Here is a 24,002-nt window from a genome sequence, read left to right as displayed (position 1 = left end):
CGAAGTCGGGCCGGTGCGGGGCTGACCGGCGTGCTCGACTGGCTGCCGGTCCTGGTCTGCGTCGGCCTGCTCATCAACGGGGTGCGGCTGCGTGGCCGGCTGCGCCGCCTGGAGACCCTGCCCGCCTCCGGCCGGCCGGTGGATCCGTCGCACGAGTTCCTCGTCGCCGACGGGGTGCGGCTGACCGACAGCGGGCGGCGCGCGGCAAGCTACCACGCCAGTCGGGACAAGCTCGACGTCCTCGACCTCGTCCCCGCGGACCTCACCGTCGAACGCGCCCTCGACCTCGCCCGCATGGTCGACACCCGCACCTACCGCACCGACCGGTGCGTGCCCGGCCGCGGCGCCTTCCAGGCGCTGCTGGTCCGCTCGGAGATCCTCGACCGGGCGGGCATCACCCGCCGCGAGGGTTTCGACCAGGTGGAGCTCGTCGACCTCACCGAGCGGCTGAAGACCTTCGCCTCCGGGTCGACCGACCTCGCCGTGCTGCCGGGGCTGCGCGCCGCCAGGGAGGACGCGGCGATGCGCGTGCGGGTCCAGCAGCGGGCGTACCGGTTCACCCGGCGCAACCAGCTTTTCCCGTTCGTACCCCAGCTCGCCACCGCCATCGGCGTGCACGTCAACCGGCCGTGGGGACTCGCGGCCACGGCGCTGTTCTGGTTCCAGCCGTTCTTCGTCTGCGCCGGCCGGGTGCCGCTGTCCCCCCGCGACCTGATCCGCTCCCCGATCGTGCGCATCCTCAGCGGGCTGCTGTTCGTCATCGACTCGGTGCGCGCCGGTCGCGCGCAGGCCGCGCGGGCCGCCGAGGCCAAGGCCGCCGGGCTGCCGGCCGACCCGGTCAAGCACGCGAAGAAGCAGCGGACGGCGGCCAGCCGGGCCTCCTACGGCCGCGACGTCCGCGCCGGCCTGGCCCGGTTCCTGCGCCGCGCCCGCGCGGACTGTCCGTGGTGCGGCTCGGCGGAGCTGGCCACCCGGCTCGACTCGCCCGACATGTTCCTGCGTAAACCTGGCCGGTTCCGCCTCGACGGCTGCCGGCGCTGCGGGCACGTGTTCCTCAACCCGGCGCTGAGCCCCGCCGGCCGCGAGTTCTACGACCGGGACCGTTACGACGGCCTGCGCACCGGGATCGCCGAGCAGGCCCTGGCGGTGATCGCCCGCGACCGCCGTGGGCAGGCCGCCGCCGTGCGCCCGTTCACGGTCCCGCGCGCGTGGCTGGACGTCGGCTCCCGCTACGGCCACTTCCCGAACGCGGCCCGCGAGGTGTGGCCGGCGACGGTGTTCGACGGGGTCGACACGTTCGCCGGGTTGGACGAGGGCCTGCGGCGCGGCTGGCTCGACCATGCCCACCACGGCCGGCTGCCCGACGTGGTCGAGGCGGTCGCCGGTCGCTACGACGTCATCAGCATGTTCGGCTACCTGGAACGCGCCGACGACCCGTCCGCGGAGCTCGACGCCGTCGCCAAGGCGTTACCGCCCGGCGGCCACATGCTGTGCGAGCTGGCGAACGCCGAGTGTCACCAGGCGCGCTGGCTCGGCCGGTTCTGGTCCGGCTGGGCGGTGCCGGAGCGGGCGCATCTCATCCCCGTCGACAACCTGCTCGCGGCGCTGGAGGACCGGGGGCTGCGGCCCGTCCTGGTGCGGTTCGCCGCCAGCCGCGGCCTCGGCGACCTCACCGCCGCCCTGCTGCTCGTCGTCACCGCCATCGCGCCGCGCCCCATGCCCTGGCTGCGCCAGGCCGCCGGCCCCGCCCACCTGGTGGCCTGGGGCGCCATGATGGCCGTGGTCAGCCCCCTGCTGATCACCGCCCGGCTCCTCGACCGGCTCGCCCGCCGTTACGTCCACGGCGCCGGCTTCGCGGGCACCTACCTGGTGATCGCCCGCAAGGAGGTCTGAGGACTGATCTGGCCGAACTCCCACCGTGCGGACGGCCGGTTACTCAGATCGGCCAGGTCTCGCGGCGCCAGGCGGCGTCCCAGAACATCCACTCGTATCGCGCTGTCACCGCGAAGTGTTCCGCGGCGCGGGTCAGTTCCGGAGCCGACGCGTCCGCGCCGACCCGGTCGGTGAGGGCGACGACCCGGTCCGCCACCGCCTGGAACGCCGGATCACCGTAGGCGGCGATCCACCGCGCGTACACCGGGTCGGGGGAGGAGTCGGCGAGCAGCCGCGCGCCGACCCGGGCGTAGATCCAGTAACACGGCAGCACTGCGGCGAGCCCCTCCAGGAACGAGCCGCCGTAGACGGTCGCGAGCAGGTAGCTGGTGTACGCGCGGGTCGTCGGCGCCACCGTCGCCACGTCACCCCCGCCGTCCGCCGCGCTGCCGCCCTTCGCCACGCCACCCCCGTCCGCCGTGCCGCTGCCGTCCGTCGTGCCGCTTGGCGCAGTGCCGCCAGGTTCGGGGTCACCGGGCGGGGGGCCGCCGAGTGCGTCGAGGAGGTCGGCGTGCATGGCCTGCTCGGCGGCGACCGCCTCGGCGGCGTCGTTCGCGAGTGCCCGCACGTCGTCCTCGGTGGGCGCCTTGGCCGCGCAGACGGCCAGGGCCCGGGCGTAGTCCCGCAGGTAGTGCGCGTCCTGGATGACGAAGTGCGCGAACGCGGCCCGCGGCAGGGTGCCGTCCGTGAGGCCGGTGAGGAACGGATGGCGCAGGATCGCCTCGTAGACGTGCTCGGTGGACGCCCACAGTCGCGCGCTGAACAGCGGCGAGGGCGTGCCCTGCGCCGCGGTCACGGCTTGGGCAGGTAGTCGTTGGTGACGACGTCCGCCGTCGGGACCGTGGCCTTGATCAGTCCCTCGGTGTGCATCCAGCGGATGAACGACGTCCAGGCGCCCATGTCCATCCGGCCGAAGCCGGCCGGGTTGCGCAGCAGCGGGGCCGTCGCCTGGACCATCTTCGGCAGCAGCTTGGGGTCGTACCCGTCGGCGACGCCCGACAACGTCTTCTCCGCCTTCGCCGGGTCGTCGAGGGCTCGCGCGTTGCCCGCCGCGGTCGCGCGCAGGAAGTCGCGGACGAGGGTCGCGTACGCCGGGTCGCTGGCGAGCCGGCTGCGCCGGGCGACGATGACCAGCTCGTCGTACTCCGGCACCCCGGCCTCGGTCACCGGGATGATCTTCGGGGCCAGGCCGCGGTCGGCGAGGGTGATGCCCTCGACGTTGCGGTAGGCGCCGAGGGTGGCCTTCACCTTCTTGGAGATCATGGCGGGCAGCAGGTCGGCGCCGACGTCGACGCGGTGGATCGAACTGGGGTCGAAGTGGTTGGCCTTCGCGATCGCGTCGAGGAAGGCCTCGTCGGTGCGCAGTCCCGAGGTGCCGACCGTGGCCCCGGCGAGGTCGGCGGGCTTCGTGATGCCGGCGGAGCCCACAGCCATGATCGAGTTCAGGGCGGTGGGGATGAGGGCGCCGACGGCGACGACGTCGAGCTTCTCGACCCCGGCGATGACCACCTCGGGTTCGTAGGAGATGCCCAGGTCGACGGTGCCGGTGCTGACGAGCTTGAGCGGGTCGGACGGGTCCGACGGCGAACGCAGGGTGACGTTCAGTCCCGCGGCGGCGTAGTCGCCGCCGTCCTGCGCCGAGTACAGCGCGAGATGGTCCGGGTTGGGCTCCCAGTCGAGCAGCACCGTGGTGGCCCGGCGCTCGGCGCCGGACGAGCCGCCGGAGCCGCAGGCCGTGACGGCCGCGAGCGTGACGGCGGCGAGTACGGCTGCCGTGATGGTCAGCCGGCGGGAGCGCGGCGAGATCATCGGTGGTTCCCTTCTCGGGTGGGATTGCGGTGCCAGGGGATGAGCAGCCGTTCGGTGCGGCTCACGAGTACGAACAGGACCACGGACATCGCGGTGAGCAGCACGATCGCGGCGAACACCAGCGCGGACTGGAGCTGGGGGACGCCCTGGCGCATCACGTGGCCCAGCCCGTCGGAGGCGCCCGAGTACTCGCCGAACACCGCGCCGGTCGCCGCGTAGGCGGCGGCCAGCCGCAGGCCGGTGAACACCGAGGGCAGCGCCGCCGGGAACTCCACCCGGGTGAAGATGGCGACCCGTCGGCCGTGCAGCGTCCGCATCATCCGGACGAGCTCCGGATCGACCGAGGCGAGGCCGTCGAGGGTGCCGACCACGACCGGGAAGAAGCAGATGAGCGCCACCAGGATGAGCTTCGGGGTGATGCTGTAGCCGAAGATGATCGCCAGGATCGGGGCGAGGACGACGACCGGGACCGTCTGGGAGCCGATGAGCAGCGGGTACAGCGCTCGGCGGGCCGCGGCGGAGAAGTGCAGCGCGCAGCCGAGCGCGAGCCCGACGGCGACCGAGATGGCGAAGCCGAGGACGATCTCCGTGCCGGTGACCCAGGTGGCGCTGCGCAGGGTGCTGTCCCACCGGTCGACCAGCGTCGTCGCCACCTGGTCCGGTGCCGGCAGGATGTACTCCTCGACGCGCAGCACCCGGGTGACGAACTCCCAGGCGCCGAGCAGCACGATGCCGACGAGGACGCTCGGCCACAACCGCGTCGCGGTCAACGGGCGCTTTCCAGGTGGGCGAGAACGGTGTCGCGCAGCGCGACGAAGTCGGGGTCGGCGAGCCGGGTCCGCCGTGCTGCGGCGCCGGTGCCGGCGTAGGGCGGCACGTCGACGGACGCGACGATCCGGCCGGGGCGGGCCGACATCACCACCACCCGGTCGCACAGCAGCAGCGCCTCCTCGACGTCATGGGTGACGAGCACGACGGTGCGGGGCTCGTCGGCGAGCATGGCGCGCAGCCAGTCCTGCAGGTCTGCCCGAGTGATCGAGTCGAGGGCGCCGAACGGCTCGTCGAGCAGCAGCACCGGCTTGTCCGCGGCCACCGTGCGCAGGAACGAGACCCGCTGGCGCATCCCGCCGGAGAGCTGCGCCGGCCGGTGGTCGGCGAACTCGGCGAGGCCGAACCGGTCGAGCAGTGGCCGGACGCGCTGCGACGCCTCCCTGCGGCTCAGGCCCTGGTTCTCCAGCGGGAGGCGGGCGTTGGCGAGTACCCCGCGCCAGGGCAGCAACAGGTCGCGCTGGGGCATCCAGGCGCAGCGGGCCAGCCGCCCCGGCGCGTCCGCGGCGCCGAGGACGTCGATGGTGCCGGCGTCCGGGTCGGTCAGCCCGCAGATCATCGACAGCAGGGTCGACTTGCCGCACCCGCTCGGGCCGACGACGCCCAGGCGGCCGTTCGGGGGGACGGACAGGTCCGCGCCGGCCACCGCGGTGATGTCGCCGAACCGCTTGGTGACCCCACGGAGCTCCACGCCCGTCTCGGCCGACCGGCGGGGATCGGCCGGCGACAGGGCCGGCGGCAGGCTCGATCGGCGTGCGAACACGGACTTCGCCTCCCTCCTGCTTTCTGCGCTGCTGCTGGCCTACGGCGGCTACGAGCATGTGTACGACGGACGCGCGGTGGAGCGTGACCGGCCGGCATGGCCGAAGTCGGGGGGTGACCGGCGGGGGATCACCGGCGGGGGATGAGCGCCGGGTGAGGTCCCGTCGGGTGGCGCACGGTCCGGCGGTGAGCGGCCGCATGAGGTCCGGCCGGGTGCTCGCCCGGCCGGGCAGGACTGGCCGGCCGGCCGCGTCGCGGGACCGCGGCAGCCGGCGGCGCGGGACGCTAGCGCGCCGTCCCGCCGCCCGGGCTCGTCGCGCTTGGTGGCGGTGCCGCCGGACGGCCCGGCGCCGGCGGGCACAGCAGCGCCCGCGGGCGGCAGATGGAGACGATCAGAGCCGGACGCACCACGGCCATCACTCCCTACGCCGGAATTACCCGGACAGGTTCAGGCGGTCGGCGGCACCGGGCTTCTGCCCAGCCGCCCTCTCAGCCTCCTCGGGTGGAAGCTCCCGCAACGTTTGCTCAAAGTTACGGCAAGATCAGGCCGCCGCCAACCCCTCCGGCTGCGGGCAGTGGCCTGCTCGTCAGGAGGCCAGCGCCCGCTGGGGGCGATCCGTCGACTGCACCCAGCCCCGTTCGCGCAGGGCCCCGGCCACGACGTCGGCGGCGTCGTCCGGCGCGGTCCGCAGCAGGTGCGCCGGCAACCGGACCAGGATGTCCTGACTGGGACCACCCTGGGTGACCGCCTCGTGCGCGGTCGGATCGACCGCGACCTCGACCCGCACCCGCCACGGCTCGTAGCGCACGGTCAGCCGCGAGGTCGGCTCGTCCGCCGGACCCTCGACCCGGTAGCCCGCGGGGGGCAGCTCGCGCCGCCGCTCGATCCGGCGGAACATGATCTCGGTGAGGTGCGGCGCGTCCGCGCCGAGCCGATCCAGCGTCTCGGCGATCAGCGTGCGTCGGCTGATCGGCCCGCGGCGGGACAACGCCTCTCGGAGGCCGCGGACGGTGACGATCTGTTGGCGCACCGCGTCGGCGAGGACCTCCTGCGCCAGGGTCCGGGACGCCGCCCACTCCGCCATGTCGATCAGGGATCGGGCCGGTGTGGTCCGCCGGGGCAGCCGGATCGGGTCGATCTCGCTGGCTTTCAGGCGCGCGCTGTGCCGCAGCCGCACCCCCGGCGGAGCACTGACGCGGCGGTCGGCCGGGATGAGCACGGTCACCGGCTGGGGGTCGTGGCCGACCAGCCCGGCGAGCGCCGCCGCGCATCCGCCCGCGAGTACCGCATCCGGCCCGATGGCCTGCACCGCGGCCCACAGGTGCTGCGGGCCGGTGGCGGGGTTGACGTCGGTGATCAGGACGCCGCGGAAGGGCTGCCGCCAGCGGCCGTCGTCGAGGCGCCGGCGGATCTCGGTACGGGTGATGCCGGCGGCGACCGCGTCGCGGATCGTGATCACGCCGGCCTGGGGGGTGGCGATCTCCTGCCAGGAGAGTCGGCCAGGGTTATGGGCCATGAGAAGACGATGACGGTTGTTCTTCCATTGGGCCAGCATCTTTTTCTGATTGTGGATAACTACGTGCAGTCCTCGCCGGTCACGCAGTGTTTGCCGGCCACGCAGTGTTTGCTGGCCACGCAGTGTTCGCCGTCCATACAGTGTTCGCCGGTCGGGCGTGGTGCGCCGGTCACGCCGGGTTCGGCGGCTGCCCGCCGAGGCGCCGCCGACCCCTGCGCGGCGGCCTCCCCTCCTCGCGCGGCCGCTCGTCGGCCGGGGGGTCCTCCGCAGGTCGCCCGAAGCCCCCGGCCTGCGGGTACGGGCCCGGCGCCGGCTGCTCTCCGGTCGGCACCCAGCCGCCGGTCACCCTGCCGGCGACGGGGCCGGCAGGGCGACCGGGCCGTGACGGCGGTGGGGCCAGCCGGTAGGCCAGCTCCTCCGCGGCCGCGGCGAGGCTCGGGTAGGTGCCGGGCGGCGCGGTGTCGATCGGACGCGGCCGGGCCCCGTCCCGCCGGCCAGCCGAGCCCCCGATCGGGAGCTGCGCCGACGGTGCGGGGGGCACGGCGAGGGGGACGGCACCCGGCGCCCGGACGGCCACCTCCGCCCCCGCGGCCCCGGCAGCGCCCCGGGCCGCCGACCAGCGGTCCACCGGCGAGACCCGGGGCAGCAGCACGGTGCCGGGGTTGCAGTCGCCCGGGGTCACCCGACCCGGCCCGTCGACCGGGCTGACCAGCAGGAAGGCGGTGGTCGGCAGGGTCTGCACGGTGGTGGGCTCGATGAGGAACTCATACACCCGCTGGGTGGTGCTGCCGTCGTTCGTCGAGTCGCTGATCGAGGTGTTCGTCGTGCGCTGCCAGGTCTCCGAGCGTGACGTCGTCACGGATTCCTGCCAGCCGGTGTTCGTCGAGGTGTTCTGCAGCCAGGGCAGCAGGCGCGTGCGGTCGTAGGTCCGGCTCGACCCGCCGCTGGTGCCGGTGGTGTCCGAGGTGCCGTCGGAGTAGCCGACGCTGTCGCTGTCGCCCGTCGTGAAGCTCCGCCCGACCTGCGTGGTCACCTGGGACATGACGAACCTGTGACCGCGGCCGATGAACTCCGCCGCGGTCGCCGCGTCCTTGCCGTTGCCGAGCCGCATGATGATCGTCGACCCGCCCTGGCTGCCCAGGACCCGCTCGGCGTCGTCGGCGAGCCGCTCGAAGAGCAGCACGAGGCGCACCCCGGCGATCTCGGCGTGCCGGGCGAGGCCGCCCAGCACCGGTCGGCCGAGATGGTCCGCCCCGGCGACGACCAGCATGTCCCGCCCGGCGGCGGGGGCGAGCTCGCGGCGGCGGAGCTGGTGGAGGACCGCCTGGATGACAAGCCGGTCGGCGAGCTCCTTGTGATGCGTCGACGACGTGCGGCTGGAGGTCGCCATCACCCGCAGCCCCTGGACGGGCCACCATGTCGCCAGCCGCCGCAGGCCGCCGACGCCGGGCCCGTCGGCGATCGCCGCCCGTTCTGCGGCCGCGGTCGAGGCGTCCGGCGGACAGAGGGCCTCCAACGAGGAACGCAGGTAACGCAGCTCGTCGGGGATCCGCTCGCCGCGGCCGAAGGCGTTCATCCGGCCGACGAGCGCACCGGCCTCGGCCGTCGACAACGTCGCGGCCGCCGTGCCGTCGTCGAGACCCTCCAACACGCGCAGGCCCTCGGCGAGCCGGCGGAAGGTCAACCGCTCCGCGAGGATCTGACCGACCGTGCTCACCAGGTCGGCGTGCAGTGCCCGGCGGTGCGGGTCCTGATCACCCTCGCGGGTCGGGCCGAAGGCGTCCGCCACGAGCTCGCCGGTCTCCCGCGGGCCGAGCCCGTCGAGCAGCGCGACCTCGTCGAGCTGGCGGGGCAGGTCCCAGGACTCGACGGGCCAGCGGGCCTGCCCGGCCAGCCGCGCCAACCCGCCGCCGACCGTCCGCTCGCTCAGGTCCACCAGCAGGATGCCGCTGCCGCCGGTGAGCACCGAGCAGCCGGCGGTGGCCAACAAGCTGGCCCAGCCGTTGCCGTCGCCGCCGAAGACGTCGACGCGCGGGGTCGCGGCCGGCGTCACGATGGGGAAGAAGGCGCTGGCGGCCTCCCGGCGCCGCTCGTCGGCCCGGATGTGCTCGTCGATCTCGGCCCGCCAGGAGGCCACCGCCTGCTCGTGGGCGGCGCGGGCGGTCGCCGTCGCCGTCGCCGTCCGGCGCCGGGCGCGCACCAGCCGCCGGTGGCGCACCAGCGGGGGCAGGCCGGCGAGCAGCGCGAGGGCCAACCCGGCCGGCACGAAGAACAGCCCGCCCTCGGACGCCAGCAGCACCCCGAAGACGACGAAGGCCGCGGGCACCGGCAGCCGCTTCCACAGCGAGCGGAGCGACCGGTCCCGCCGGGCGGCCAGGTCGGTCAGGTCGGGTAGCGCCGGTTCCGTCCAGACGGGGCGATCGTCGGCGAGCGGGCTCGGCGTCGGCGGGCCGCCGTCGACGAACTCCCACCCCCAGCGTTCCCGTGGGACGAACAGTCCCTGGATGAGCTGGGCCTCCGCCGCAGTCAGGGCTGCGCCCCCCATGGTGACCCCCCGCCAGTCGCGTCACCGCCGGACCCGGCCCGCCAGCCCGCACACCGCTCGGCTCCCGCGCCGCCGTTGCTGGCGAGCACGCCCCGTGGCGAGACCAAATCCCTCCGTCTCCAGTATGGCGTCGAGTGTCCGCTCTGTCGCGTTCTGGCGCCTGCGACCGCGGCCGCCGTTCCGTCACCCTGTTCGACGTGGCCGGGGGGCTACGCCACCAGCGCGGCGCTCCCGACGGCGAACTTCCCCGGCTCCTCCCCGGCCGGCAGCGGCCTCCCCGGCCGGCAGCGGCCTCCCCGGCCGGCAGCGGCCTCCCCGGCCGGCAGCGGCCTCCCCGGCCGGCAGCGGCCTCACCGGCCGGCCGCGGGCGACTCCGGCGCCTCGGGGGCGGCGAGCGGCCCGCCCGTGCCCGTCTCGACGAGGTTCGCGATCTGGTCGACCAGGTCCGCCAGGCCGGGCCCGGCGCAGGCATGCTCCAGCGCGATCGCGACGGCCCCGGGATCCGTCCCGCCGGCGAGCTCCCGCACCGCGTCGACCAGCCCGCTCGCCGTCACGTCGCCGACGCTGACCTGGTCCTCGCCGGCCGCGTAGACCGGGCTCGCGCGCAGCCAGGCGAGCTGCTCGCCGATCGTGGCGCCGGCGACGGCCAGGCCGCGGTCGTGCCAGGACGAGGTGAGCGGGTGGGGGCCCGCGCCGGGACCCTGCCGGCGCACGGCCTCGCCGAGCGCCAGCCGAACGTCCTGCCAGCGGTAGACGCCCGCGGTGAACCGCCGGGAGTCCACCCGCGCGTCGGCGGGTGGCCCGACCAGCAGCCGGCGCAGCGCGCCGCGCAGCGCGGCGGCGAAGTCGTCCGGATCGACGGACGGGCGCAGCAGCCGGGCGCGGGCGTCGGTGGCCCGGTCGGTGGCGTGTGCGAGCAGGCAGTCGAGCCGCCGCGGTGGCTGCGTGGCCAGCATCGCGCGCAGCGCCGGCGAGGGGGCGAACGGCGCGAGGCCCAGCACGTGGGCGAAGCCCATCACCTGGTGGGCCGCGACCGCCTCGACCCAGAGCACCAGCCGGGCGTCGTGGGCGGCCAGCGCCGCCGTCTCGGTCTCCTCCAGGGTGCAGGCCCGCCCGACGGCGCACGCCGCGCCGCAGTGCAGGCTGCGCCGGCCGGCCAGCGGGACCCGGTCGTAGCGGGCGAGGTGCGGGGACTCCCGTGCGTCACCGGCGACCATCCGGGCCAGCACCGGACGGTCCATGCCGTCCACGCTGACGGCGGCGACCCCGGCCGGCAGCGCCACGACGGCCTCGGACTGCTCCGGGCGCAGGTTCATCGTGGCGCCGACGGCTTCCCGGTCGTCGGCGGCCGGCAGACGGTGCATCACCTTCAGCGCGGTGTTCTTGATGACGTCGGGCAGGATCTTCGCTGGGATCTGCTCCACGACGACGAGGCCCTCGCCGTAGGCGCGGATCTCGGCGAGCAGGGAGGCGAACAGCTCCACCGCGGCCGCGGCCGGCCCGTCGGTGACGTTCTTGAGCAGCCGGTGCGCCTCCTCGACGACGAGGACGTGCCGAAGCCCGCCGGCGCCGGCGGCCCCGAACCGAACCCGCAGGTGCTCGACGATGCGGATGAGGACCGCCCCGAGCAGGAACGCCTTGTCCTGGTCGCTGGTGATGTCCTCGAGCTCGATGACGACGTTGCGGGTCAGCAGGGCACCGATGTCGATGGGATGGCCACCCTCGAAGAACCGCCCCGGGCTGCCCTCCCGCAGGCTGCCGATGCGCACGTCGACGAACCCGCGGACGTCGGCGGTGACCTCCGCCCCGTAGCCGATGTTCTCCACCACCCTGGCGGCGGTTCGCTGCAGGTCACCGAGGGTGGGGTAGCGCCGCCGCGCCTCGACCGGTGCGTCCGCGTCCGGCCCGCGGACGCGGAACCGCGGCCGGTGCGGCGGCTCGGGCCGGTCGAGCACCAGGTTCCAGCCCAGGTCCCGGTAGCAGACGGTGAGCGCTCGGGCCAGGACCTGGGGGAACGGCTCGTGCGCCTCGAACGCGGCGAGGAACAGCGCGCGGACCAGGTCCAGGTGGCTCTGCAACGGGAAGCCGGCCTCCGGTTCCAACGGGTTCAGCGACGCCGGCGCCGCGTCGAGCCGGCCCGGCCGGATGACGAGCACCTCACCCGGCCGTACGGCATCCCCGAGCCCCTCCGCGCCGAGCCCCCCCGCGCCGTCGGCTCCCGCGCCCCCGCCCTCCGGTGGCCCGGCGAACGGTCCGGCGAGGTCGGCCAGCCGGCCCGCCATCCGCGCGTACTCCGCCTTCGCCGGCTCCAGCACCAGCCACGGCACCGGCGCCGGGGCGCGCGCCAGCGACTCCAGCAGCGACCGCACGGTCTGCGACTTCCCGGAGCCGGTGGCGCCGCAGACGAACGCATGCCGGTTGAGCGTGGACCGGGGGACGGCGAGCGTGCCGGCCGGCGACCAGCCGGCGTCGAGGACGTCGCCGAGCCGCACCGCCCCGGGGGCGCCGCGGGGGTCCGCGGGCCCGCTGCCGTCCGGGCCCTCCGGCGTCACGTCGAACGTGTGCGGGGTGATGAGCGTGATGCCCGGAAGTTCCCGGCCGGGCGGTCGGGCCAGCGCCGCGAGCAGCTCGGCGCCGGCCCGGAACGGGCTGCGCTCCGCCCCGTCCGCGGGATCCGCCGGCCGCGGCGCCCGGGCGCCGGCGAACGACGTCGCGGGGCCCAACGGGCGCAGCGTGTAGGGCAGCTCGTCGAGATCGCTGGAGCTGCACAGCAGCGCCGCCAGGGAGAACGCGCCGGCCCTGCTGGCCCCGCCGACGAGGATCTCGACGTCCCACATCCCGCTGGCCGCGGCGCGGCCGAGCTCCCGGTGACGGCGCTCGGCCCGTTCCAGGTCGAGCCGGGCGTCCTGGTCGTGCTCGCGCAGGCGCAGCGCGGGGATGCCGCGGGCGAGGGCGTCGCGTTCCTCGGTGAGGCGGCGCGGCGCAACCGGCCAGGCCAGCACCAGCCAGGCGAACGGGCCGACGAGGTGGGCGGCGTAGTCGTCGAACGAGCCGCGCCGCGCGGCGGGCGGGGGCTGGTTGCCGCCATCCCCGCCCGGTCCGGGCGCCCACAGTGCGTCCGGGGCGCCGCCGCAGCGCAGCCAGTACGGGAAACGGGCGAGGTCGTCGAGGACGGTGCCGGGTGCCAGCGCGATGGCTGTCGACCCGGGTGGGTAGAGCAGCGGGGCCGGTCCGGTCGCCCGCGGCGCCGGCGCGGGCCGGGCGTGGCCGGGTCGGGGCGGCCCGGGAAACGGCGGGAGCGCCGGCAGCCCCCCGCCCGCGGAATCCGGCCACCCGCCGCCCGGTGGGATGGTCGGGGGTGGCGGGGCGGCCGCGGCCTCGGTCGCAGGGACGGTGCCCGGGGGGAAGTGGGGCCGGCCGCCGGCGAGGAAGCGGATGTGGGACTCGCCCGGCCCGCGCAGCCAGGCGACGGCGACGCCCGGCGCGACCGGGCCGGCGTCGAGCGAGGTCAGCTCGGCGTGCGCACCCACGAGCGCGGCGAACAGCGCGGGCGGGACGGGGTCGGGACGGTCGGTCCCCTCCGGGCGCCGCGGGGTGGCCAGGATGCGGTGGAACTGGAAGCCGTCGAGCACGGTCGTCGGGCCTGATTCGGTGGGGGCCCGAGCGGTGGCGGGCCGGGTCGGTGGCGGCCGACTGCGGTGCGGTGAGCGCACTGCGGTGCGGTGTGCACGCTTTGTCGCCGCAGATTGACCAGAACGTACCGCAATCGACTCCGCGCATCTCGCGCCGCGCGTGCCGGCGACAGGCGTAACCCGGTCGGGCGTGATCCCACCCTCGTCGGGGTCGCCGGGGCGCTGGATGGGCCGGAATCGGCAGCCGACCGTGCGTGCATCCTCGCCGGAGCTCTCCTGATTCCGTGCCGCCGACGGGCCGCCGGGCAACCGATCTGCGGCGGCAATCGATTGCCCTCCGCACAGAGACAAATCCGGATCGTGTTGCTCGGCGTGTCTTGCTGGTGCTCTGCGGGCGTTCCGGGCAGGTTCGGGACCGCCCTGTGGGGGCGGTGACGAGACGTGTGTCCCGGACGATGATGATCCGTCCGGGGAGACATTCGCCGATGTCACCCAGCGTTCGGGTGTTGTGGCCGGGTGGCGCGGGCATCGCACTGGGGTACCCCAGCGAAGCGTAGGAGGCGATCCGTATCGTCGTGACCGGTGCGCCGTGTTCGCACCCCGGTGGCGCGGGCGCGGTCGCCGCCGGCAGCGTCGGCCTTCGACAGCGCGACGCCGCCCCGCCCGCGGCGTCGTTCCGGAGGCCGCAGACATGGCCGATCACCGCAGCAGACCTTTCCGCGCGGGCTCCGCGCGGGGCCGGTCGGTCGCCGTCGGCGTCGCGGCTGCCGGCGTGACTCTGGTCGTGGGCGCCGCGGGCGCCGTCCACTTCAGCGGCCCCGGCTCGGAGCGGGACCCGAGGCCGTCGGCGTCGGTCGCCGTCGGCAAGGCCGGGTCGGCCCCATCGGCGGCGGGCGCGGAGCCGGTGCGGCCGAACCGGGTCGAGGGCTCGGACGGCGCGACCGGGGCTTCGGGCGCCGTTCCCGGCATCGGGGCGGTGATGTCGGCGAAGATCCCCCGGGACGCTCTCCAGGTGATCGTCGCGAGCGGCGCCGACCGGGATGCGAACACCAACAACGTGACGCTGTGGCAGCGCGCCGACCCGGACGCCCCCTGGGAGCCGTTCGGTGCCCCGCTCACCGGGCGCAACGGCGCCAACGGGTGGACCTTCACCCACCACGAGGGCGACCTGCGCAGCCCCATCGGGGTCTTCAGCCTGACGGCGGCTGGCGGCCGGTTGCCCGATCCGGGCACCGGCATGCCCTACGAGTACCGGCCGGCGTTCTACCGGACGGCGGCGCCGCAGGGGCAGCCGATGGCCGACGCGTTCAACTACGTCGTCGCCATCGACTACAACCGGTTGCCCGGGCGTCCCCCGTCGGACCCGGCCCGGCCGCTGGGCGACCAGGTCGGCGGCGACATCTGGCTGCACGTCGACCACAAGTCGCCGACCCGGGGCTGCGTCGCCATCGAGCAGGACGCGCTGACGTCCATCCTGCGCTGGCTGAAGCCCACCGCCCATCCCATGATCGTCATGGGTGACGTGGGCGATCTCACCGCCGACACCTGACCCGGCTCAGGCCGCCGGGCTCAGCCGGCCTTCGGGGCGTGCTGCTCCGCGTGGCCGCCGAACTGCTTGCGCATCGCGGAGAGCAGCTTGTCCGCGAACAGGCTCTCGCCGCGGGAGCTGAACCGCTCGTACAGGGAGGCGGTCAGCACGTGCGCGGGCACGCCCTCCTCCACCGCGGCGAGCACCGTCCAGCGGCCCTCCCCCGAGTCGGAGACCCGGCCGCTGAACTCGGCGAGTTCGGGATCCTCCTGCAGGGCGGCGGCGGTGAGGTCGAGCAGCCAGGAGCTGACGACGCTGCCGCGGCGCCAGACCTCCGCGATCGCGGCGGTGTCGAAGTCGTACTGGTAGAACTGCGGGTCGCCGAGCGGGGCCGTCTCGGCGTTGTGCTCCAGGGCCTCCCGGCCGATGTTCGCCTTGTCGAGGATGGCGAGCCCCTCGGCGAACGCGGCCATCATGCCGTACTCGATGCCGTTGTGGACCATCTTGACGAAGTGCCCGGCGCCGTTCGGCCCGCAGTACAGGTAACCCTTCTCGGCCTGCACCGGCTCGCCGTCGCGGCCGGGGGTGCGGGGGATGGCGCCGACCCCGGGGGCGATCGTCTCGAACAGCGGCTCCAGCCGGGCCACGACCTCCGGCTCGCCGCCGATCATCAGGCAGTAGCCGCGCTCCAGGCCGAACACGCCGCCGGAGGTGCCGACGTCGACGTAGTGGATGCCCTTGGTGGCGAGTTCCTTGGCCTTGTGGATGTCGTCGCGGTAGTACGAGTTGCCGCCGTCGATGATGACGTCGTCCGGCGCGAAGTGCTCGGCGACCGCGTCCACGGTCTGCCCGGTCAGCCCGGCCGGCACCATGATCCAGGCGGTGCGCGGGGGACGCAGCGCCGCGGCGAACTCGGCGAGCGTCCCTGCCCCCGTGGCACCCTCGGCCTCCAGGGCCTTGATGGCCTCGGCGTTCACGTCGTAGACCACGCACTCGTGGCCGTCGCGGATCAGCCGGCGAACCAGGTTGGCGCCCATCCGGCCGAGGCCGACCATCCCGAGCTGCATCTTGTCTCCCCGCTCGTTTCGTCACGGCGGCCCGGTGCGGGCGGCTACGCGCGCACCGGGCCCTGCTTCGCGCTACGACGCCATTGTTCCCTTGACACCCCGCGCCTCCCGGTCACGGGCGGCGCGCCGTCCGTTCGGGCCGGGTGCTTCTCGTCACCGTTCCCGCGCGTACGGTACGACCGGGCCGTCCCCCGCCATGCTGCCGGCGGCAGATGACGGTTCGGGGTCGAGGGGATAGCGGGCCCCTTACCACCGCCCGGCCAGCCCCCCGGCGGCGGTGACCCTGGCGACGACGGTGGGGAGGCGCGGGCATGGACCCGGACACACAGGACCCGGACACACAGGCGCAGGACGCACGGGCACAGGACACGCAGGTGGATGTGATCGTGGTCGGCGCCGGTCCCGCCGGGGAGAACGTCGCCGGCCGGTGCGCCGACGCGGGGCTCGCCGTGACGATCGTCGAACGGGAGCTCGTCGGCGGCGAGTGCAGCTACTGGGGCTGCATTCCGAGCAAGACCCTCATCCGGCCGGGGGAGGTGCTGGCCGCGGCCCGGCGGGTGCCCGGCGCCGCGGCGGCGGTCACCGGCGCGCTGGACCCCGCGGCGGTGTTCGCGCGCCGCGACCGGCTGGTCGGCGGCTTCTCGGACGACTCCCAGGTGCCGTGGCTGACCGACAAGGGCGTGACGCTCGTTCGCGGAACCGGCCGGCTGACCGGCCGGCCGCGCCAGGTCGAGGTCACCGCAGCCGACGGCGACCGCCGGGTGCTGACCGCGTCGCGGGCGGTGGTCGTGGCCACCGGCAGCCGGGCGACGGTCCCGCCGATCCCGGGTCTCGCCGAGGCCGAACCCTGGGACAACCGTTCCGCGACCGCGGCCCGCTCGGTGCCGCGCCGCCTCGTGGTGCTCGGCGGCGGCGCCGTCGGCGCGGAGCTCGCCCAGGCGTTCCGGCGGCTCGGCAGCGCGGAGGTCACGCTCGTCGAGGGCTCGCCGCGGCTGCTCGCCCGGGAGGAGGAGTTCGCCGGGGAGCAGGTACGCGCGGCGTTCGAGGCGGACGGCATCACGGTGCGCCTCGACACCCGGGCCGTCGAGGTACGTCGCAGCCGCACCGAGTCCGCCACGCCGCGCGGCCCCGTGACCGTCACACTCGCCCACGCGGCGGACACCCGAGCCGACGCGGCGGACACCCGAGCCGACGCGGCGGACACCCGAGCCGACGCGGCGGGGCCGGGCTCCGGGGGCGACACCGTCGTGGCGGACGAGATCCTGGTGGCGGTCGGGCGCACCCCGGCGACCGGGGACCTGGGCCTGACCACCGTCGGGCTGCCGCCCGGGAAGTTCATCGAGGTCGACGACCGTCTCCTGGCGGTCGGGGTGGAGGGCGCCTGGCTGTACGCGGTTGGCGACGTCTGCGGCCGTGCCCTGCTCACCCACATGGGCAAGTACCAGGCGCGGATCGTCGCCGACGTCATCACCGGCCGCCGGGACGCCGCGGGCGAGCCCGCCCGCGACGTGGCGGACAGCCTCGCCATCCCGCGCGTGACCTTCACCGATCCCCAGGTCAGCGCGGTCGGGCTGACCGAGCGGGCTGCGCGGCAGGCGGGCCTGACGGTCCGGACGGTCAGCGTCGCGACCGGTGGGGTGGCCGGTGCGTCGGTCCGCGGCGAGGGGATCACCGGCACCTCGAAGATCGTCGTCGACGAGACCCGACGGGTCCTGGTGGGCGCGACGTTCACCGGCCCGGACACCCAGGAGATGGTCCACGCGGCGACGATCGCGATCGTCGGCGCGGTGCCGGTGGAGCGGCTGTGGCACGCGGTGCCCTCGTTTCCGACGGTGAGCGAGGTGTGGCTCCGCCTGCTGGAGGAATACGGCCTCTAATCCCGCCTTTCGGCCGTCCGGAATCCCCCGAGAAATGCTGAACTACGGGTGTCAACTGAACACCGAAACACCGCCCGGGCCGATGAGCAGGCCGACGACGATGAGCACGATGCCGTAGAGGAGAGCCCCGCGGACGATCGTGACGACCCCCGCGATGACGAAGATCGCCGCGATGATCCAGAGAATGGTGTCCATATAGGCGTCGTTCCTCGCGCCGACCCAGTAAAACCCGTTCAGCCGGCGGCCGGTGCGGGGGCGCGGCGTTCGGCCCGGCCCAGGCGCACGTCGGGCGCGCCGAGCCGGGCCGCGTCCGCGGTGGCGTCGTCGGCCTGCCGCTGCGAGGCCCGTTCGGCCTGCACCCGGGCCAGGTAGTGCTCGACCTCGCGGTCGCGGGCGGCGGCGTCCCAGCCGAGCGCGGGGGCGATGAGCTCGGCGACGTGGCGGGCCGCCTCCACCCCGCGGTCGGGGGTCTCGATCGAGATGCGGGTCCGCCGGGTCAGCACGTCCTCCAGGTGCAGCGCCCCCTCATGGGTGACCGCGTACACCGCCTCGGCGGCCAGGTAGGTCGACGCCCCGGGCAGCGGCCGGGCGAGCTCCGCGCGGGACCCGGCGAGCTCCAGGACCTCCTCCGCGAGGGTGCCGTAGCGGTGCAGCAGGTGTTCGATCCACCCGACGTGTAGCCCGGCGCGCCGGGCGAGACTCTCCCGGGCGTTCCACAGGGCGGGGAAGCCGTCGGCCCCGAGCAGCGGGATCTTCTCGGTGCACGACGCCGGCACCGCCCGGTTCAGCCCGCCCACCGCCGCGTCGACGGCGTCGGCGGCCATTACCCGGTAGGTCGTGTACTTGCCGCCGGCGACCATCGTCAGGCCCGGCACGGGGGTGACGACGGCGTGCTCGCGGGAGAGCTGCGAGGTGTCCTCGGACTCGCCGGCCAGCAGCGGCCGCAGGCCCGCGTACACGCCGGTGATGTCGTCCGCGGTCAGCGGGGTGCGCAGCACCCGGTTGACGGTGGTGAGCAGGTAGTCGATGTCGGCGCTGCTCGCCGCCGGGTGGGCGAGGTCGAGGTTCCAGTCGGTGTCGGTGGTGCCGATGATCCAGTGGCTGCCCCAGGGGATGACGAACAGCACGCTCTTCTCGGTGCGCAGGATCAGCCCCGTCTCGCCGTGGATGCGGTCGCGGGGCACGACGATGTGCACCCCCTTCGAGGCCCGGACCGACAGCCGCCCCCGCCCGCCCACCATCGACTGGATCTCGTCGGTCCACACCCCGGCGGCGTTGATGGTCTGCCGGGCACGCAGCGCGATCTCGCCGCCGGACTCCAGGTCGAGCACCGTGACGCCGGCGACCCGGTCGCCCTCCCGGAGCAGTCCGGTGACCCGTGCGCTGGTCGCGAGGATCGCGCCGTAGCGCACCGCGGTCCGCGCCACGAACAGGGTGTGCCGGGCGTCGTCGACCTGGCCGTCCCAGTACTGGATGGCGCCGACGAGGGCGTCGGAGCGCAGGGACGGGAAGACCCGCAGCGCCGCCTTACGGCTCAGGTGCCGGTGGTGGGGCATGGTCCCGTCGCCGCCCGGCGCGATGCGGGCCAGGCCCTGGCCGAGAGTGTCGTACAGCAGCACGCCGCTGCCGATGTAGGCGCGTTCCCAGCCGTGGTGGGTCAGCGGTAGCAGGAACGGGACGCTGTGGACGAGGTGCGGGGCGAGGGTGTCCAGCATGAGGGATCGTTCCCGCAGGGCCTCGCGGACCAGCGGGGCGTTGAGCTGTTCGAGGTAGCGAAGCCCCCCGTGGATGAGCTTGCTGGAGCGGCTGGAGGTGCCGGCGGCGAGGTCGCGGGCCTCGACGAGGGCCACCGACAGTCCGCGGGTGGCGGCGTCCAGCGCGACTCCCGCGCCGGTCACCCCACCGCCGATCACGGCGACGTCCATCATCTCGGTGCGCATCCTGCGCAGCGCCTCGGCGCGGCGGGCAGGATCGAGGCCCGCGGTCGGCGCTGCGGGCCTGGTCGGCGTCATGGGCGGCTGTCCTCCTTCAGACGGGCGGGTCCCGGTTCAGACGAGCGGGTCCGGGTCCAGACGAGCGGGTCCGGGTCCAGGTGGGCGGGTCCGGGCGGTGCCGCGGCGACCGCATCCCCATCGTGCCGGCTGGCGGTGACCGGCGCCTGTGCGCGAGTGAACGGCGGGCGTCCGGCGGGGGGCGCCGAGGCGTCGCCGGGGCCGGCGGGATCGGCGACCGGCACACCACGCGGTTATCGAGTACTACGGTCTGGACTGAGCCCGGCTCCCGTGGCGGGCACACGTCGACCAGATGGGTTAGACCACGTGGATCTGAGCTATCCCCCGGAGGCGGAGGAGTTCCGCGTCGAGCTGCGCGCCTGGCTGACCGCGAACATCCCCGCCGCCTGGACCGAACCCGGCTTCTGGGCCACCGTCGGTGAGGACGAGGCGTTCGACCTGCGCCGGGACTGGGAACGGCGCAAGGCGCTGGCCGGGTTCGCCGGGATCGACTGGCCGGTCGAGTACGGCGGGCGCGGCGGCACCCCCGCGATGCGGGCGATCCACGACTCCGAGCTGGTGCGCGCCCGCGCCCCCCGCTCGGTGAACAGCCTCGGCCTGGTCTTCCTCGCCCCGACCGTCATGGCTGTGGGCACCGCGGAGCAGAAGGCCGAGATCATCGGGCCGATGCTGCGCAACGAGGTCATCTGGTGCCAGGGCTTCTCGGAGCCGGGCGCGGGGTCCGACCTCGCCGCCCTGCGCACCCACGGGGAGCTCGACGGTGACGAGTTCGTCGTCAACGGCCAGAAGGTGTGGACGACGTTCGCCGGCCGCGGCGACCGGATCTTCACGATGGTCCGCACGGAGCCCGGCAGCAGCCGGCACCGCGGCCTGTCGCTGCTGCTCATCGACATGCACTCCCCAGGGGTCGAGGTGCGTCCGATCCGTCAGATGAGCGGGGTCAGCGAGTTCGGCGAGGTCTTTCTCACCGACGTGCGGGTGCCGGCGTCGCAGTGCCTGGGCGGGATCGGCAACGGCTGGGCGACCGCGATGCTGCTGCTGTCGTTCGAGCGCGGCGCGGCCGGGTTCAGCCAGTACACCGCCTACCGGCAGGCCTACGACGAGATCGTGCGGGTGGCGCGGGCGCTGGGCCGGGCCGGCGACCCGGTGCTGCGTCAGGAGCTCGCCCGGCGCCGGGTCGAGCTGGAGTGCCTGCGCTACCAGGCGATGCACGTGCTCACCGAGGTCGAGCAGGGCCGCGACCTGGGAGCGTCGTCGTCGGTGACGAAGCTGCAGTGGTCGCAGGCCTACCAGGGCCTGTTCGAGACGTTCGACGAGCTGCTCGGCGCCGACGTCGCCCTGCTGCGGCCCACCGCGGACCTTGACCTGACCGCGCTGCGCCAGGAGAGCTTCTGGACCCGCTCGGTCACGATCTGGGGAGGATCGTCGCAGGTGCAGCGCACGATCGTCGCGGAACGCGTGCTGGGCCTGCCCCGCGGGTCGTAGGCTGCCGCCCCGGGCGTTCCCCGACCGATTCCGCCTCGCCGTGCCTCGCCGGGCCCCGTCCGGTCCCGCATCGCTGCCCGCCCCGCCCGGCCCTCGCCCGCCCCGCCCGGCCCTCGCCCGCCCCGCCCGGCCCTCGCCGCCCGGCCCTCAGGAGAACCGCGCCCGTGTACTTCGCCCTCACCGACGAGCAGCGTGCCCTCGCCGAGACCGTCCGCGCCTTCCTGGCTGACCGCTTCGACCTCGGGGCGGTGCGGGCGGTCGTCGACGACGAGCGGGGCGACGGCCATCCCGCCGACCTGTGGCGTGCGATCGGGGAGCAGGGCTGGCTGTCGGTGTGCGTGCCGCCGGAGCACGGCGGCCTCGGCCTCGGCCTCCTCGACGCCCAGGTGATCGCGCGGGAGTTCGGCGCCGGGGTGGTCCCCGGACCGTGGGCGGCGACCGTGCTCGCCGGGGCGGCCGTCCGGCGGGACGGCTCACCCGAGCAGGCCGCGGCCGTGCTCGGGCCGCTCGGCGCGGGCGAACTCGTCGCCACCGTGGCGTTGCGCGGCCCGGGTGGGCGCCTCGGCCGCGGCGGGATCGCCGTGCGCGCCGACGCCGCGGGCCGGCTCGACGGCGCCGCCTCCGGCGTCGAGTACGCCCACGTGGCCGACGTCATCGTGGTCGCGGCCATCGAACCGGACGTGCTCATCGAGCCGGACGCGGCCACCGAGCCGGACGCGGTGCCGACCGGGGCCGGTGCCGGCCGTGGCGACGGCGGCGTGGGTCTGTACCTGCTGGAACGCAGGGGCGCCGGCGTGCGGATCGAACGGCAGGCGAGCATCGACGGCACCACCCGGCTCGCCGCGTTGACGTTGACCGGGGCGCCGGCCGCCCGCCTGCCGGGCTCGGACGCCGCGGCGCTGGCGGACCTGCTGTGCCGCGGCGCGGTGCTGGCCGCCGCGGACCTCGCCGGCGTCGCCCGGGCGGCGTTGACCCGCACCGTCGCCTACGACACCGAGCGGGTCCAGTTCGGCCGGCCGGTCGGGTCATTCCAGGCGCTGGCCCACCATCTCGCCGACCTGCACGTCGCCGTGACCATGGCCGAGCATGCCGTGCTGTACGCGGCGCACGCCCTCGACGAGGGTCGGCCGGACGCCGACCTCGCCGTCGCCGTCGCGAAGAGCAAGGCGAACCAGGCTGCCGGTGACGCCACCGCCGCGATGGTCCAGTACCACGGCGGGATCGGCTACACCTGGGAGCACGACACCCATTTCTTCTACAAGCGCGCGAAACGCCTCGTCGCCGCCTTCGGTGACAGCCGCCAGCACCTGGAACACCTCGCCCGGCTCACCGTCGACACCGTGGGTTGAGCGGTGCTTCCCGCATCGAGCGTTCCGCGAAGGCCGGTATCCGCGAAAACCGGAACCGCGAGAACCGGGGCCGCGAAAGCCAGGGCGGCGAAAGCCAGGGCGGCGGACGCCAGAGCGGCGGACGCCGGGAATTGTGGAATTCCGATTGTGGGCCGGCCCCCGATCCCTGATACCACGTGCGGGATACCTGCCCCTTGGGCGGGGGGCGACGGCCTTGTCCTCCACACTTGTGCGACATGAACGGACGCTCGGTGCAGGCGCTGTCCACGGTGATGGTTCGGTGCACCGCCCGGCTGCGGCTCGCCCAGTTGGGCTACCTGCTGGTCTTCGTCGCAGCCTGGGCGGACTGGTACCGCGCGCACCCGGCGGCACTGGCCGGCCCGGTCGTCGTGCTGGCGTGGGGTGCGCTGTTCGTCGTGCACCTGCGTCGCCGTCCGCGCCGGGCCATGGCCGTCGCCGACGTGGCCGTGGCGGCCCTCATCGCGCTGGCCACGGGCTGGCTGACGCCTGACGCGTCGCGGGGCGACCCCGCCTCGTTCGCCTTCGTCGGCCTGCTCACCGCCGTGGTGGCGGCGGCGTTCGCCCTGCCGGCCCGGAAGTTCGCCGTGGCGACGGCGGTGCTGGCGGGCGCCCAGCTCGCCGGCGCCGCCCACCACCGGCCTCAGGTGTTCGCCGCGACGGCGATCCTCCTCGTCGTCGGCGCCCTGCTGCATCATGCCGCCGGGCGGCTGCGCCGGGTCGCGATGGAGGCCGACCGGCAGCACCGCGACGTGACCGCCCGGCGGCGCCGGCAGCTCGTCGCCGAGGGGCGCGAGCAGGACTCCCGCGAGCAGGAGCGGCTCCTGCACGACACGATCCTCAACACGCTCACCGGCCTGGGCATGAGCGAGGACCAGCCGGCCGCCGACCTGCGCCGGCAGTGCGCGGACAGCGTGCGCGCGGTCGAGGAGCACCTGGCCAGCCGGCCGGACGCGGGTCCCACTCTCCACGAACGCATCGACCAGGCCGTCGGCAGCGCGCGCGGCGCAGGCCTGCGGGTCGTGCTGGACGCCGACGCGCCGGGGGGCGGGGCGGAGCCGGCGGGCGAGTGGGTGCCCGACGAGGTCGGCGCCGCCGTCGCCGCCGCGATGGGCGAGGCGCTGCGCAACGTCCGATCCCACGCCGGCACCGGCGACGCCCGGGTCCTCGCCCAGGTCGGCCCCGGCCGGCTGGAGGTGTCGATCATCGACCGGGGACGCGGGTTCCGGCCGGCGGAGCTGGCCGCGGACAGCCGCCGTCTCGGGCTGCGGCACTCGGTCTCCGCCCGGATGGCGGCCGTGGGTGGCTGCGCCGACATCTGGTCCGAACCCGGGCGGGGCACCCGGATCACGCTGCGGTGGGAGCTGCCGCCGCCGGTCGCCGCGGAAACGGCCTGCGCCGACCGTCTGGAGGAGCAGTTCGCCGCGGCGGCGCGCCGGGCGTTCGCCCTCGCGGTGGTCGTGGGCTGGCTCGCCGCACTCATCCCGGTCGTCCTGCACCGGGACGAGGCCCGGTCGATGCCGGCCGGCGTGGCGAGCTGGCTGGCGACGGCCATGGTCATCGGGCTGACGGCCCGGGTCGTCGCCCGCCGGCCGCTGGGCCGCCGCGAGTCGGTCGCCGTGCTGCTGGCGGCCGTCGCCT

Annotated in this window: 15 protein-coding genes and 1 pseudogene; 6 read left to right on the top strand and 10 right to left on the bottom strand. The window is 75.1% G+C overall.

Annotated features, from left to right (window positions below; genetic code table 11):
* Positions 1-30: 30 nt before the first annotated feature.
* On the top strand, positions 31-1,893 hold the full coding sequence (locus AC5R91_RS12800) for a class I SAM-dependent methyltransferase (RefSeq protein ID WP_495397375.1): 1,863 nt from the start codon (positions 31-33) through the stop codon (positions 1,891-1,893).
* A gap of 43 nt (positions 1,894-1,936) precedes the next feature.
* Here the strand turns inward: AC5R91_RS12800 and AC5R91_RS12795 are convergent, their stop codons facing one another.
* The 7 genes from AC5R91_RS12795 to AC5R91_RS12765 all read right to left on the bottom strand — a co-directional run bounded on the left by AC5R91_RS12795 (position 1,937) and on the right by AC5R91_RS12765 (position 13,025).
* On the bottom strand, positions 1,937-2,728 hold the full coding sequence (locus tag AC5R91_RS12795) for a TenA family protein (RefSeq protein ID WP_495397374.1): 792 nt from the start codon (positions 2,726-2,728) through the stop codon (positions 1,937-1,939).
* Positions 2,725-3,741, bottom strand: coding sequence for an ABC transporter substrate-binding protein (locus tag AC5R91_RS12790; protein WP_495397373.1), 1,017 nt, complete (start codon positions 3,739-3,741; stop codon positions 2,725-2,727). Before AC5R91_RS12790 ends, AC5R91_RS12795 begins: the two co-directional genes overlap by 4 nt.
* Positions 3,738-4,511, bottom strand: coding sequence for an ABC transporter permease (locus AC5R91_RS12785; protein WP_495397372.1), 774 nt, complete (start codon positions 4,509-4,511; stop codon positions 3,738-3,740). The genes AC5R91_RS12790 and AC5R91_RS12785 overlap by 4 nt, the downstream gene beginning before the upstream one ends.
* Positions 4,508-5,332, bottom strand: a complete 825-nt coding sequence (locus AC5R91_RS12780) for an ABC transporter ATP-binding protein (protein ID WP_495397371.1) — start codon at positions 5,330-5,332, stop codon at positions 4,508-4,510. The genes AC5R91_RS12785 and AC5R91_RS12780 overlap by 4 nt, the downstream gene beginning before the upstream one ends.
* Before the next feature lie 586 nt (positions 5,333-5,918).
* Positions 5,919-6,848: a type IV toxin-antitoxin system AbiEi family antitoxin domain-containing protein gene (locus AC5R91_RS12775; RefSeq protein WP_495397370.1), complete on the bottom strand. Its 930-nt coding sequence runs from the start codon at positions 6,846-6,848 to the stop codon at positions 5,919-5,921.
* 169 nt (positions 6,849-7,017) lie between these two features.
* Entirely contained in the window at positions 7,018-9,393 is a 2,376-nt protein-coding gene (locus tag AC5R91_RS12770; protein ID WP_495397369.1) for a hypothetical protein, read from the bottom strand.
* A 350-nt stretch (positions 9,394-9,743) separates the two neighbouring features.
* A complete protein-coding gene (locus AC5R91_RS12765; protein WP_495397368.1) occupies positions 9,744-13,025 on the bottom strand; it encodes a helicase HerA domain-containing protein in 3,282 nt (1,093 codons plus the stop codon).
* Between the two features lie 772 nt (positions 13,026-13,797).
* On the opposite strand from AC5R91_RS12765, the gene AC5R91_RS12760 reads away from it, so the two are divergent.
* Positions 13,798-14,574 (top strand): hypothetical protein, encoded by a 777-nt coding sequence (locus AC5R91_RS12760; protein WP_495397367.1) that lies wholly within the window; start codon positions 13,798-13,800, stop codon positions 14,572-14,574.
* A 20-nt stretch (positions 14,575-14,594) separates the two neighbouring features.
* Here AC5R91_RS12760 and gnd read toward each other — a convergent pair whose 3' ends face one another.
* The gene (gene gnd / locus AC5R91_RS12755) at positions 14,595-15,620 is read right to left on the bottom strand and encodes a phosphogluconate dehydrogenase (NAD(+)-dependent, decarboxylating) (RefSeq protein WP_495397366.1); all 1,026 of its coding nucleotides are present in this window, start codon (positions 15,618-15,620) and stop codon (positions 14,595-14,597) included.
* 311 nt (positions 15,621-15,931) lie between these two features.
* On the opposite strand from gnd, the gene AC5R91_RS12750 reads away from it, so the two are divergent.
* A complete protein-coding gene (locus AC5R91_RS12750) occupies positions 15,932-17,497 on the top strand; it encodes a dihydrolipoyl dehydrogenase family protein (protein ID WP_495397365.1) in 1,566 nt (521 codons plus the stop codon).
* A 51-nt stretch (positions 17,498-17,548) separates the two neighbouring features.
* On the opposite strand, the gene AC5R91_RS12745 is transcribed toward AC5R91_RS12750, so the two are convergent.
* A complete protein-coding gene (locus AC5R91_RS12745; protein WP_495397364.1) occupies positions 17,549-17,692 on the bottom strand; it encodes a GPGG-motif small membrane protein in 144 nt (47 codons plus the stop codon).
* Between the two features lie 38 nt (positions 17,693-17,730).
* Entirely contained in the window at positions 17,731-19,509 is a 1,779-nt protein-coding gene (locus AC5R91_RS12740) for a glycerol-3-phosphate dehydrogenase/oxidase (RefSeq protein ID WP_495397363.1), read from the bottom strand.
* 306 nt (positions 19,510-19,815) lie between these two features.
* On the opposite strand from AC5R91_RS12740, the gene AC5R91_RS12735 reads away from it, so the two are divergent.
* From AC5R91_RS12735 to AC5R91_RS12725, 3 genes and pseudogenes are all read left to right on the top strand, one after another.
* A complete protein-coding gene (locus tag AC5R91_RS12735) occupies positions 19,816-20,994 on the top strand; it encodes an acyl-CoA dehydrogenase family protein (RefSeq protein ID WP_495397362.1) in 1,179 nt (392 codons plus the stop codon).
* 164 nt (positions 20,995-21,158) lie between these two features.
* A complete protein-coding gene (locus tag AC5R91_RS12730; RefSeq protein ID WP_495397361.1) occupies positions 21,159-22,343 on the top strand; it encodes an acyl-CoA dehydrogenase family protein in 1,185 nt (394 codons plus the stop codon).
* A 236-nt stretch (positions 22,344-22,579) separates the two neighbouring features.
* Positions 22,580-23,671: pseudogene (locus tag AC5R91_RS12725) on the top strand (sensor histidine kinase); the annotation flags it as partial.
* Positions 23,672-24,002 lie beyond the last annotated feature (331 nt).

This window comes from Frankia sp. BMG5.60, from assembly GCF_059428125.1.
Note: the sequence above shows the minus strand (reverse complement) of the source record. Positions and strands in the feature narration are given on the sequence as shown.

Excerpts from the sequence above, each read along its gene's own strand:
- AC5R91_RS12745 (WP_495397364.1), bottom strand. The coding sequence starts at position 17,692 with ATGGACACCATTCTCTGGATCATCGCGGCGATCTTCGTCATCGCGGGG.
- AC5R91_RS12740 (WP_495397363.1), bottom strand. The coding sequence starts at position 19,509 with ATGACGCCGACCAGGCCCGCAGCGCCGACCGCGGGCCTCGATCCTGCC.
- gnd (WP_495397366.1), bottom strand. The coding sequence starts at position 15,620 with ATGCAGCTCGGGATGGTCGGCCTCGGCCGGATGGGCGCCAACCTGGTT.
- AC5R91_RS12770 (WP_495397369.1), bottom strand. The coding sequence starts at position 9,393 with ATGGGGGGCGCAGCCCTGACTGCGGCGGAGGCCCAGCTCATCCAGGGA.
- AC5R91_RS12775 (WP_495397370.1), bottom strand. The coding sequence starts at position 6,848 with ATGGCCCATAACCCTGGCCGACTCTCCTGGCAGGAGATCGCCACCCCC.
- AC5R91_RS12750 (WP_495397365.1), top strand. The coding sequence starts at position 15,932 with ATGGACCCGGACACACAGGACCCGGACACACAGGCGCAGGACGCACGG.
- AC5R91_RS12790 (WP_495397373.1), bottom strand. The coding sequence starts at position 3,741 with ATGATCTCGCCGCGCTCCCGCCGGCTGACCATCACGGCAGCCGTACTC.